9 protein-coding genes and 2 pseudogenes are annotated in these 12,526 nt (G+C 51.9%); 5 read left to right on the forward strand and 6 right to left on the reverse strand.

The genetic code is table 11. The features are described 5' to 3' along the window. Positions 1–7: 7 nt before the first annotated feature. The 3 genes and pseudogenes from amrS to Q0294_RS17260 form a co-directional block, all read left to right on the forward strand. Positions 8–1,138: pseudogene (amrS, locus tag Q0294_RS23470) on the forward strand (AmmeMemoRadiSam system radical SAM enzyme); the annotation flags it as partial. Positions 1,139–1,192: 54 nt separating this feature from the next. Further along, positions 1,193–3,190 (forward strand): AmmeMemoRadiSam system protein B, encoded by a 1,998-nt coding sequence (amrB, locus tag Q0294_RS23475; RefSeq protein ID WP_366917989.1) that lies wholly within the window; start codon positions 1,193–1,195, stop codon positions 3,188–3,190. 232 nt (positions 3,191–3,422) lie between these two features. After that, positions 3,423–5,249: a redoxin domain-containing protein gene (locus Q0294_RS17260; protein ID WP_299467948.1), complete on the forward strand. Its 1,827-nt coding sequence runs from the start codon at positions 3,423–3,425 to the stop codon at positions 5,247–5,249. Between the two features lie 99 nt (positions 5,250–5,348). Here the strand turns inward: Q0294_RS17260 and Q0294_RS17265 are convergent, their stop codons facing one another. Further along, positions 5,349–6,092: a HisA/HisF-related TIM barrel protein gene (locus Q0294_RS17265; RefSeq protein WP_299467950.1), complete on the reverse strand. Its 744-nt coding sequence runs from the start codon at positions 6,090–6,092 to the stop codon at positions 5,349–5,351. A gap of 174 nt (positions 6,093–6,266) precedes the next feature. On the opposite strand from Q0294_RS17265, the gene Q0294_RS17270 reads away from it, so the two are divergent. Together Q0294_RS17270 and Q0294_RS17275 are read left to right on the forward strand one after the other, a co-directional pair. Further along, on the forward strand, positions 6,267–6,749 hold the full coding sequence (locus Q0294_RS17270) for a GNAT family N-acetyltransferase (protein ID WP_299467952.1): 483 nt from the start codon (positions 6,267–6,269) through the stop codon (positions 6,747–6,749). 32 nt (positions 6,750–6,781) lie between these two features. Continuing rightward, the gene (locus Q0294_RS17275; RefSeq protein ID WP_299467954.1) at positions 6,782–7,705 is read left to right on the forward strand and encodes a PfkB family carbohydrate kinase; all 924 of its coding nucleotides are present in this window, start codon (positions 6,782–6,784) and stop codon (positions 7,703–7,705) included. A 55-nt stretch (positions 7,706–7,760) separates the two neighbouring features. On the opposite strand, the gene Q0294_RS17280 is transcribed toward Q0294_RS17275, so the two are convergent. The 5 genes and pseudogenes from Q0294_RS17280 to Q0294_RS17300 form a co-directional block, all read right to left on the reverse strand. Continuing rightward, positions 7,761–8,633, reverse strand: coding sequence for a fumarylacetoacetate hydrolase family protein (locus Q0294_RS17280; RefSeq protein WP_299467956.1), 873 nt, complete (start codon positions 8,631–8,633; stop codon positions 7,761–7,763). 1 nt (position 8,634) lies between these two features. Further along, the gene (locus Q0294_RS17285; RefSeq protein ID WP_299467958.1) at positions 8,635–9,660 is read right to left on the reverse strand and encodes an RluA family pseudouridine synthase; all 1,026 of its coding nucleotides are present in this window, start codon (positions 9,658–9,660) and stop codon (positions 8,635–8,637) included. Beyond that, complete coding sequence (locus Q0294_RS17290) at positions 9,660–10,613, reverse strand: hypothetical protein (RefSeq protein ID WP_299467960.1); 954 nt, start codon at positions 10,611–10,613, stop codon at positions 9,660–9,662. Before Q0294_RS17290 ends, Q0294_RS17285 begins: the two co-directional genes overlap by 1 nt. A gap of 318 nt (positions 10,614–10,931) precedes the next feature. Then, positions 10,932–11,591, reverse strand: a complete 660-nt coding sequence (locus Q0294_RS17295) for a hypothetical protein (RefSeq protein WP_299467961.1) — start codon at positions 11,589–11,591, stop codon at positions 10,932–10,934. 115 nt (positions 11,592–11,706) lie between these two features. Then, a pseudogene (locus Q0294_RS17300) lies at positions 11,707–12,526 on the reverse strand (hypothetical protein); the annotation flags it as partial.

A 12,526-nucleotide genomic window follows, 5' to 3' on the forward strand; every position in this document is an offset into this window, starting at 1 on the left:
CAAAATCATGACTGAAAAAACGCTTCCCATTCTCTCAACTGATCAAATTCAACATTCGGATATCGAACAGGGCCTGTATCCTGCGCGGTGGTGGCATCGTGCGGGTGAGAAAATCATCTGCGATTTGTGCCCGCGTGCCTGTTCACTGGCGGAAGGGGACCGGGGTTTTTGTTTCGTGCGCCAGAATATCGGCGGCGAGATGGCTTTGACCACTTACGGCCGCAGTACCGGATTCTGTGTCGACCCTATTGAAAAAAAACCGTTGAATCATTTTTATCCCGGCTCCAGCGTGCTTTCCTTTGGGACAGCAGGCTGCAATCTGGGCTGTAAATTCTGCCAGAACTGGGACATTTCCAAATCGAGGGAAATCGAACGCCTCAGTGCCCGTGCCCTGCCGGAAGAAATCGCCGCCGTCGCAGCGCAGTTAGGTTGCCAAAGTGTCGCCTTTACATATAACGACCCGATCATCTGGTCTGAATATGCCATTGAGACTTCCAAAGCCTGTCATGCGCGAGGTGTGAAAACCGTAGCCGTCACAGCCGGTTATATAACGGAATCCGCGCGAGGCGATTTTTTTGAACACATCGACGCCGCCAATGTTGATTTGAAAGCATTCACTGAAGAATTTTACTACCGCGTCACGTTATCGCATCTGCAGCCCGTTCTGGACACATTGCGCTGGTTAAAACACGAAACCGATGTCTGGTTTGAAATCACCAATCTGGTCATTCCGCAGGCGAACGATGGGGACGATGAATTTCAACAGATGTGTGACTGGATTCTGAACAACGTCGGCGATGAAGTACCGCTGCATTTTTCGGCTTTTCATCCGGACTTCCGCATGTTGGACCGGGGTGCGACTCCCCCCGAAACTTTGATCCGCGCGCGAGACATTGCATTAAAAGCAGGACTGAAATATGTTTATACAGGAAATGTCAATGACGCAGCGCGACAGAGCACCTATTGTCCCCAATGCCAGCAGACACTGATCGAACGCAACTGGTATCAACTGGGTAAATATGCGTTGAAACAGAATTGTTGCGGTTATTGCGGCACAAACATCGCCGGTTTTTTCAACGACAAACCGGGAACGTGGGGGCAAAAAAGACTGCCCGTGGATATTCAAGAGATTTTAAAAACCAGTTCCGGCGTTAACTCACAGCAAGTCGGTCTTCAGAAAGGTTCTTCTACGATGCAGGGTCACAACACGTCCCGAAAGATTGAACTCACCAGCGATCAGGAACAGAAACTGCTGAAGAAAGCGGCTTCAGTCGTAGCGGGAACCGCGACTCAAAGCCGCCCGGAAGAAATCTCGCTCGACGAACTGGAAGAGACTGTGATCAACGGTGCCTTCGTCAGCCTCAAACGGCAGGGACAGTTACGTTCGTGTTGCGGGAACTTCGGACAACCGCTTCCGCTGGGACAGGCATTACATCAGGCGGCCATTCGTGCTGCCAAAGAGGATCCCCGTTTTCCTCCCATTTCCTCCAGTGAGTTATCGCAGCTCGATCTGGAAGTCTGGCTGTTATCCGAGCTGGAAGAAGTATTGGAACAGGGAGCCGATCGTATCAGCGCGGTGACAGTCGGTCTGCACGGTTTGCAGATTCGGGCGGACGGGCACAGTGGTTTATTACTGCCCGGCGTTCCCCTTGATCATGGCTGGAACTCGGAAGAATTTCTGAATCAAACCTGTATTAAAGCGGGGCTCTCACCGACCGCCTGGAAAAATCCGGGAACCACACTCTTTCGCTACCAGGGAGTTTCCTGTTCCGCAAAATTAGCCGAGATGATTCCCGCGCCGGTTGAAAATTCCATTCGGCAAATCCTGGGGCAACGCGAATTTGCCCAGTATCTTCAATATGTGCAAACGACGATTGAAGCTTTGATGAACGGGCAGGTTCCCTCCTATTACTGTCCCAGCGTCTCGGACGCCAACATTCAGGGCGTGGCGCTGCTGTTGACAAAAACAGACACCGGCGAGGAACTCGCGCTTTCAAAGTGGACGTTGAAACAATCGTTTCCCATGCAATCGACGGTGTTCTCGCTCTGCCAGCAACTGGTTCAAATCATCGCCAGCCATCACCTGCGGCCCGGTGAATTTCAGGTCAAATTAGCTCTGGCCACTGATCCCGCGATGCACGGAACCGTGGAAAAATTCGACCTCACGAATTTTGATTCAGAGCACCGCAGCTTACTATTAATCGAAGGTCAGAAAACTGGCTGGCTCTTCGACCGCGATCTGGAAGCAGCGCTCTTACTGGAACAGGCGCAACAGGCGGTGGGTGTGACGCAACCCGAATCAGCACAGGTCCTCAGTCTGGCGGTACAGACGGCGGCACCCCGTTTTCAGATCGTCAATCGTCCCCGTCCGGAACTGGGACCGTCAACCAGGCCCGTCGGAGTTGCTGGGACATTTTACCCGTCCGATCCGGGTACACTCGAAGCACAACTGGATGACCTGTTTTATGAAGCGGGCAAACCGGAACGCTGGGCTGCGGCGATGGTTCCGCACGCCGGCTGGATGTATTCCGGTAAAATCGCAGCGAACGTTTTAAAACGCATCGAATTCCCTTCCAAAATTATTGTCATTGGCCCGAAACACACCCGTGAGGGCGTCGAATGGGCGGTCGCCCCGCATCGAGTCTGGGCGCTGCCGAATGGAAATCTGGATTCCGACGTAGATCTGGCCCGCAAGCTGGCAGAACAGATTCCCGGTCTGGAACGGGACGCAGCCGCCCATCGGAGTGAACACGCGATTGAAGTCGAATTACCATTAATCAAACGGCTGGCACCTCATGCGCAAGTCGTGGGAATTGCCATCGGCGGCGGGAATCTGCAACGCTGCGAACAATTTGCAGCAGGCTTGGCCAATGTCATTCAGGGGCTGCCTGAACCGCCGCTGCTGCTGATTTCCAGCGATATGAATCACTTTGCCACGGATGCTGAAAACCGCCGCCTGGACGAACTGGCTCTGGAGAAAATGTCTGCACGGGACCCGGAAGGATTGCTCGAAATCGTTCGGGAGAACCATATTTCCATGTGTGGAGTGCTGCCCGCCGTGATTGTGATGAAAACGCTTCAAAAACTGGGCAAGCTGAGTCAAGTAGAACGAGTTGGCTACGCCACATCCGGAGAAATCACGGGGGACCGGTCACGGGTTGTCGGGTATGCAGGGCTTCTGATGAACTAAATCGGGCCATTCTTCGATTACTGAATGGTTTCAAAGGAATTGTGAAAACTGATGGTGACCAATTCACCCGTTTTCTACTAAAATCCCAACCATGTTCGTTTTAGTTGTTTAAGTATGCGTACCAGCGGAATCGGAGTCCCGTGACATGTCTATTGGCCGAATCTTATTATTAACAGTATTCGTTCTCCTTATTTCGTTTTCCAACTCGTTATCGGCGGCGGATGCCCCGTCTGTGGAATTGGCGCTGACGTTCAAGCCAATTCAGAAAGACATCGAAATTGAAATTCCGGAGAAAGCGGATTACGCCCGCTGCAAGGTCGAAGTCGAGCAGGACAAAAAAACGTCGGGCTGGATTGTGTATGGCCCGAACGGTCAGGTTCTGAGACGTTTCGTTGACACCAACGGCGATAATGTGGTCGATCAATGGCGCTATTTCAATCGGGGGCTGGAAGTCTACCGGGATATCGATGCCAACTTTAATAACAAAGTCGATGGTTCGCGCTGGATGAATCTGGCGGGAACACGCTGGGGCATTGATCGTGATGAAAACGGTGAGATTGATGAATGGAAAATGATTTCAGCCGAAGAAGTCACCAGAGTCGCCATCGCTGCGTTAGCAAACAAAGACACGAATGCCTTCAAAACGCTGATGATCACGGAGGAAGAGCTTTCCGGTTCCGGCATCAAAAATCCATTTGCAGACAAGATTCGTGAATCGGTCAAGGGAGCGCCAAAGGACATTCCCGTGATGCTTTCCAAAACCAAAATGATCACTCCCGATACGGTCTGGGTCCGATTCGATGGTTCCATGCCGGGATTGATTCCCGCCGATGATGTAAAAACCGACAAAGATTTACATGTTTTCGAAAATGTGATGTCCATCATTGATACCAAAGGGAAAAGCGGCCTGATTCAATTTGGTGAACTGATTCGCGTCGGAGATGCCTGGAGACTGACTCAAGTTCCCCTGCCGATTGAAGGCGAGTCGATGCAGGTCACTGAAGGTGGCATCCTGATGCAGCCGGTTGCCGGAAACGCAACCCTGCCCACCAATTCCACGGTCGGACTATCAAAAGAGATGCAAGGCTTACTGGATGATCTCCAGAAACTTGATCAAAACAGTCCCACTCCGGATAAAGGTCCCGCAGCAATTTCGAAATATAACACAGATCGGGTTGTGATTATTGAGAAGCTGATTGCGGCTGCCAAAAATGAAGACGACCGTGCCCAGTGGACCCGCCAGATGGTCGATGGTCTGGCAGCAGCCGTTCAAACAGTCGGATACAAAGATGGCTTAAAACAGCTGCAGGCGATTCGAGATCAGGTCCAGAAAAAATCTCAGGACCAGGATCTGGTGGCTTACGTTACGTACCGTACCCTGCTGGCTGATTACAGTTCACAGTTACAAACGACACAAAGTGAGAAACTCCGCGACGTACAGACATGGTGGCTGGAGCAGTTGGAAGACTTTATCAAAAAATATCCCAACTCGGACGATTCCGCGGAAGCAATGTTGCAACTGGCGGTCACACAGGAATTCAGCGGGAAAGTTGCGGAATCCAAAAAATGGTACACCAAGCTGGTGGAAAGTCATGGGAGTTCGGAAGCGGGAACACGCGGCGCCGGTGCACTACGAAGGATGAATCTGGCGGGTCAGGAACTCGAATTAAAGGGGAACTCTTTAGCCGGCGGCAGCATCGACGCCAAACAGTTCCGCGGTAAAGTGCTGCTGGTCATCTTCTGGTCGAGCTGGTGCAAACCATGCACGGAAGACTTGCCTCAAATTCAGGAGCTTTACAGTAAATATCACAGCCAGGGCTTTGATATACTGGGGATTAACCTCGATGCGACACCTGACCTGGCAGAAGCCTACACCAAACAACATAAAATCGAGTGGGCTCATATCCATGAAGAGGGGGGCCTGGAAAGTGCGCCTGCACGCGACTTCGGTGTCATTTCACTGCCCACGATGTTTCTCGTCGATCAAGCCGGCAAAGTTGTGAACCGGAGTGCAACGGTTTCCGATCTCAAAAAAGCACTCCCCGATCTGCTGAAATAGTCTGTTATCAGGTTGATTGTTGCGTCTCCAGGGCCATTCGAATCGAGTATGGTGGCATGGACGACGCGACAGTGAACGGGGACGCGCACCAGTCAGACGTCAGGACAGGGAGAGAACCGCTTCTCTCCCGATACGTCCATCATGTAATGCAGACGCCACGAGGACGGCATCAGCGCCTCGTGTCGCCTCTGCAGTGAGATCATCCGTGTGACGGATGCCGCCCCCCGTAATCAGTTTCAAATTGGGATAACGGCTGCGCAATGTCCAGCAGAGTTCCTCGGTCCCGGTTCCCGTTCCGGTTCCAACTTGCGCCAGATCCAGCAGAATCATCTGCTGAACTCCCTGCTGGATACTTATCTCCGCCACTTCCAATGGGTCATCGATCAATGCAAACTCGTTCCCGGGCGCGCTGCTGACAAGTGGGACCCCCTGTTTCAGATCGAGACTGAAGACGGTCTGCCGCACGCCCCACTGCCGTACCAGTTTTTCCAGCTCTTGCGGACCCGCCAGCGTTTCCAGACCGGCAACCAGCGAAACTCCTTCTAATGAAGTAAGCGGCTCACTGTCAGTCGCACATCGCAGACCGCAATCCAGCAGAAACGTGAACCCGGCCTCGAGCAATCGGCGATACAGATCCAGATTGAGTTCTGAATGCAGAATGGCATCCAGATCAGCCACATAAAATTCAGAGAACTGAAATTCATCGCGTAAAGCACATGCGATATCAAGCGGCTGACTGGACTGTGTCAGACGACTCTGAATGGGTTGATACGTGTCGCGTTTTCCGGCGACTCCGCGCACGACGGTTTGATTGAGAATGTCTAAAACAGGAATGATTTTCATTGATGTGTTTCAAATATCATGTTGAATTAATCGACGGTAATTACTGTGTCTGCCAGACTCTTTCAAAAGAGTGACTCCCTTATTTCCGTTCCTCTGATTAAAATAACCGTTTCAGTATCCAATTTGGATCTTCCTTTGACAGATTAACCGATCCCGAAGCGAAAAGACAATTCCATGCACCTGATCGAAGCAGATCTGACGAATCCCGCACATGCCCATGCAGTCCTGTTTTTGCTGAACAGTTATGCCTGCAGCCCTGAAGGGTGCGGAAAACCACTGCCGGAAGAGGTGCAAAACAATCTTGCCGGTGCTTTGCAAAAACGTGCCGACGTTGTGATTGTCCTCGCGTTTGAAAATGAAGAACCTGCCGGACTTGTGATCTGCATCGAAGGTTTTTCGACATTTGCCTGCCGGCCGTTGTTGAATGTGCATGATGTGTTTGTCGCGTCGGAGTTTCGAAGACAGGGTCTTGCCCGGTTGTTATTCGAACGCGTTGAAACCATTGCCAAAAGACGCGGATGCTGTAAACTCACGCTGGAAGTTCTGGAAGGCAATCACCGTGCGCAGACCGCTTATACCAAATTTGGATTTTCCGCTTATGAACTCGACCCGCAAATGGGGCGGGCGCTTTTCTGGGAAAAGAAACTCGACGGTTAGCTGTCGTATCATCAAAATAAAGAACCGATTTTATGCAGTATGATGTCGTCGGCGTGGGCACGGTTGTCGTGGATCATCTGGTCCTGTTGGCACAACACCCCGTCCAGGATGCAAAAACGAATATTATCAGCGACGCCTATCAGATCGGCGGCCCGGTTCCGACGGCGCAGGTTCTCTTAAGTCGCTTCGGTAAACGCTGCGCGTTCATCGGCAGCTGGGGCGATGATCAATACGGTCTCCTGATTGAACAGGATCTCGCTGCAGAAAATCTCGATCTCACAGGCAGCCGCCTGATGCCGGGAACCCGTTCCGGTTATTCGCAGATCTGGATTGACGAACAGGCGGGCACCCGCACGATTGCCTGCTATCGACCGGAACGCTGCCTGCAACCCCATGAACTGGATCTGACACTGCTGCAACAGACGAAAGCCGTTCACCTGGATGGCTGGCCTGAAGAAACCTGTCTGCACGCAGCCCGGTTCGCGCGGCAGGCCGGCGCGCTCGTCTGCCTGGATGCAGGCTCTTTAAAACCGGGCATGGAACAACTGATTCCGTATCTGAATGTCATGAACTGCCCCCGCCGTTTCATCACGGAATATCTTCAAACCGATGACATTCAAGCGGCCGGTAAAGCATTGCTCGCACAGGGCCCCGAGATTGTGACGATCACCGACGGCACACGCGGCGCGTGGCTCTTCACGGAAGCAGGCTGCATTCATTGCGGTGCCCTGCCCGTACTGTCGCTTGATACCACCGGCGCGGGAGATGTCTTCACCGGTGCGTTACTTTATGGCATTCTGGAAGCGTGGCCTCTCGACCGTGTTTTGAAATGCGCCTGTGTGACGGCCTCCTTGAAATGCGAACGGCTGGGAAATCGCAATGCGTTACCCACCCTGGCGGAAATCGAAGCGGTACTCCAGACCAGCGCACCGGCAACGAAAACGAGTGGTCACTGATCCGGATTCATTGCTCAGATCGCGCGACGTGCGTCACAATCAGCGCGAACACGCGTCAGGGAGCGGCGTCTTTCACAATCGGATTGATCAGTGTGCCGATCCCGGTAATTTCGATCGAGACGATGTCATGGTCTTCGAGGCTGAATTCATCGGGGGGGACAACTCCGGTTCCCGTTAACAGAATCGCGCCGCTGGGAAACTCATTTTCTTTCCCTAACCAGCGGATCAGATCTTCGAGTTCGCGTGCCATTTCTCCAATCGAAGTTTCTCCCTGAAAAACTTCTTCTCCCCGGCGTTCGATGGTAAGCGTGATTTTCGTTGCTTCCCGTTTCAGAGGTTTCTCATGAATCAGGATGCAGGGGCCTAGACCGCAACACTGCTTGTAGAATTTTGCCTGAGGCAGGTACAGCGGATTTTCGCCTTCGATGTCGCGGGCCGACATATCGTTGCCGATGGTGTAACCTACCAGACGTAAATCGGGGGAGACGACCAGCGCCAGCTCGGGTTCAGGCACCGACCATTGGCTGTCGTAACGAACACGGACCGGCTGATTCGGCCCGCAGACCCGGTTCGGCGTGGCTTTGAAAAACAGTTCCGGTCGGTCAGCCGTATAAACTTTGTCGTAGTGTGAAGCAGCCGCCTCGGATTCTTCCATGCGAGCTACCTGGCTGCGTTTATATGTCACACCGGCGGCCCAGACTTCCTGATGATCAATCGGCGCCAGGAATTCGAGTTGACTGAACGGCACCGGAGGCAATTCGGTATCGATCAGAAATTTCGCCAGCCCGACAGGATCAGGCGCGTATAGAATATCCGACAGTCGGTGACAGTGATCGACCTGAGTTAAATCCAGAAGTTGAACCCCATTCTGTTCCACGATGGCGACATGACGTTCTCCGCTTGATAATAAAACTTTCGCGAGTTTCATTTCATTCTTCCTTCTGGTACTGGTCTAACGCAGCGAGGGTCAGTTGCATATCTTCCGGTAATGGTGCCTCAAAACTGACTCGTTTTCCACTCTGCGGATGGTTAAATTCCAAACAATATGCATGAAGCGCCTGGCGCTCGATCAGCAGATCTGTCTCCCGCAATTCGGCATCCGCTTCCGCCTGGACACTCAGATCTTTCATTTTCAAAGAGATCCGGCCGCCATAGACGCGATCGGTCACAATCGGGTGTCCGATATGCTGCATGTGAACGCGTAACTGGTGCGTCCGCCCCGTGCGGGGTTTGAGCTTCACATAGGTAAACGCTTTATAGCGCTGGATGACTTCGTAATAGGTAAACGCATCGCGGGCATTGCCGCCTTCGACGGTGACCATCATTTTTTCGCGGTGCCGGGGATTCACACACATGAAAGTTTCGATGAAATCGGTATCGAACTCCATGCGGCCCCAGACTATCGCCCGGTATTCCTTCGACACTTCGCGCTTCTCAAACTGGGCACTCAACTTCGCATGCACCTGATTATCCTTGGCGACTACCAGCACGCCGCTGGTATTCCGATCCAGCCGATGCACAATGCCCGGTCGATACTGTCCGGCCACATCGCTTAACTGATCGAAGTGGTGCTGCAGCGCTCCGGCCAGCGTTCCCGCGTAATTTCCTTTGCCCGGATGGACGATCATATCCGAAGGTTTATTGATGACGGCAATCCAGTCGTCTTCGTAGATGATATCGAGCGGAATATCTTCCGGCGGAAGCTGATTGTCCGGCAGTTCGGGCAGGCGAATGGAAACACGGTCATTCACGCGCATCCGCCGCGCCGCTTTCACGGGCAGACCGTTGACGAGCACCGCTTCCTGCCTGATCGCTTTTTGAAACAGGACACGCGTGTAATTGGGATACAGGCGGCACAGATAGTGGTCGATCCGCCAGCCATGAGCGCGTGCTTCGACTGTAATTTCAATAGGTTCGCTGGAAAGTTCCGGAGGTGACGAAAGTTCGTCAGACATTATGGTTTCTTTTCGGTCGCTGGTTCCGGCTTTGGTTTCTCTGCGGGTGATTCCGCTTTTTTCGCCGCTGCTTCAGGCACAGCCGGCTTTTCAGCAGCCTTTGGTTCTGCTTTCGCGGGAGTTTCTGTTTTGGGCTCAGCCGGTTTTTTCTCTTCTGTCAACGGAGAAGAAGTCAAAGGCTCAGGAAGCCCCGGGAGACTTGGGAGCGCGGGAAGATCCGGAAGCCCGGGCAATTCTGTTGAATCATTTTCTTCACCGCCGGGAGTCATGCCCCCTGGCATTGGCAAATTAAATCCGGGTCGCTGACGATCACCGGGTTTTGGGTTTTGAGCATGAAACCACTTGTAAAAATTCTTCGTATCTTCCTGATCCAGAACGGCGACTTTTTCCCCTGCAACGGGTTTCACACGTTGGTCGGCCAGTTTGCGGAAAATGGAGTTCGGATATTCCTGAATCAGTTTTTTATAGAGTTCGGTGGCATTTTTGAGATCGCCATCCGACGTTGATTCTTCCGTGCGCGCCATGCCGAACAGCGCTCGTTCACGAATTTCCGGTATCGTCGAGGAGGAGTCCAGCAGTTTCTGGAATTGCGCTTTCGCTTCTTTGAGATCACGGTCACCGGCACTGCGATCGGAAAACGAATTGCGAATTCCGGATTGCAGATGGCTTTCAGCCGCATGAATCAAGGCCCAGTCGGCGACTTTCGTTCCGGCAAAATCTTCGGCGACATTTTCAAAATCGGCCGTGGAGGTACAGGCGGCTAAACGGGTCCAGCCTTCCGCATCCCGACTTGTCTGATTAGTAGACCAGGCGAAATAGCCAATGACCAATACAAACGCGGCACCGACAGCCACCAGGGCTTTCATGCCGTATTGTTCCATGAACGGTTCCGCCTGAACGATTAATTTGCTCAGGTCGTTGGTTTGCAGGTCGTGTCTATGTTCGCTCTTCATGAGAGTCTCTCGCAGTAAATAGAAAATCGTCCGAAACTCATTCTCCCACAACGAGATAAATAAGTCCATCGCGCGAGTATATTGCCCCTGAATTTACGCGTCAAGCTGATCCCCCGGCTCTGGCCGGTTTCAGTGTAAAGAAATTCAGATTTTCGATTCCCGAAGACGAAATTCAGGCTAAATCAGCGTAAAAATGTACTGACCAGACATTCCCTGACACGAGGGGAGTGCTCAGGCGAGATTCTACCAGGTGTATGGGAGCATTTCAGTTCTGGCTGCAGTTCAGCTCCTGAGCCGTTATAGACAAAGAGTTCGCATTCACGGAGACAACACTTTTTTGAGGCTATAGACAAAGCAGGGATACAGAAATAATCCCACCAGCATCACCGAGTAAATGGGGATCAAAGCGATTGTGATCAATCCGAGATCCACCATCAATTCCAGGCACCAGGATCCCAGCAGAAACAAAACGGTCGCTACCAACAGGCCGTATACTTTCCAGAGCTGATCAGAGCGATTGAGATACAACAACAGTTTTCTCAGAAACAGAGCGAACAGAACCAAACCGAGATATCCTGCCAGTTTCAGACTGAGTGCCAAGGGAACTCCCAGAAAGCCGGGGACACAAAAGACGGTTGCTGAAAAAATGATCTTGGCGAAAAAGCCGACTGCCGCCCCGATGAGTACACCGCGGGAATTGACTTCATGCGGCACAGAGAAAAATAACAGTGCGCCTGCCAGGATGATCAGATTTCCCATCAGCGCCGTGACAGGCAGGACCTGAATGACTACGGACAGCATTTCTGTGCTGAATTCAAAATAGAGTACCCCGAACGCCGCCAGACAGACCAGAATGCAGCCATAAAGGAACAAAGTAAATCCCTGTCTGGTCCGCTTCAGTGATGTCGATGTTCCCCGAATCCACTGCGCACCCGAAGTCGGATCTGGATTCGACGCTGCCTCTGATTCGTGATTCATGCTTCTCTGATCTCTGACTTCACTAATTGAAACTGGCTTTTTTTATTCGACAGAGAAACATCTTAGCAGACGCCGCACCAGAGGCAAGATGCTGACTGTCAGCAGAATAAAACGATTATTTTTCCAGCAATTGTTTCTGCAGCGATTCCAGCGTTTTCACATTCGCTGCTAACTGTTCTGGCGTTGCTGCCTGGGACAATGAAGATTTCCCTAATGCCTGAGCAACGTCTGTCGTCGAGTCAATGCGTAAAAAGAAATGTGGCGTGGGAAACGCCCTTTGATGCTCTATCAACTCTTCTTTTTCGCTTTCAGATAAATTCTCACTCGAAAACAGATTGATCAGCACCAGCGAGTTTGAATCAGTTTGAAAAATCTTCACGTAATAGACGTTTTCATCGTCCGGCTGACTCTGTAACGAAATATAGTCCCAATGAAAATTGCCTGTTTCAAACCGTTTCACCGGAACAGCTCTCTGTTCTTGATCGGGTACAGGAGGAGCGTCAGCAAGACCTTTCAGTATTTCGGGAGAGGTTTCATCCGAAAAAAAAGAAACGCTGCCATCCGCAAACAACAGATGACCGCCATACCAGGGAGGATGACCATAGCAGCTTGGTCCGTTACACATTTTTGTGCCCAGTGGTCTCCAGTTGAAGGGATAGCCCCAGGGTTGATAATCGCCCGCCACCTCGCCCACCATCCAGGTATGCGCAGTGCCGTTCGTCATCTGCTTAAATTTCACACTGCTGTTGCGGTACAAGAGATGGGGATTACCGAGGTAATGAGTTAACCCATAACCGAAATTCGTATAATGAGCTTTAACTCCCGGAATGAGGTACGTAGGACGTACCGATTGCATCACATAAAGATTGTCCGGCCCCTCCCAGGGTTGGTTGAAATCAAGCATATAATAATCGGGACTGTTGTCCATATAGGGT

The organism is uncultured Gimesia sp., from assembly GCF_937919775.1.
Classification (GTDB): Bacteria; Planctomycetota; Planctomycetia; order Planctomycetales; family Planctomycetaceae; genus Gimesia.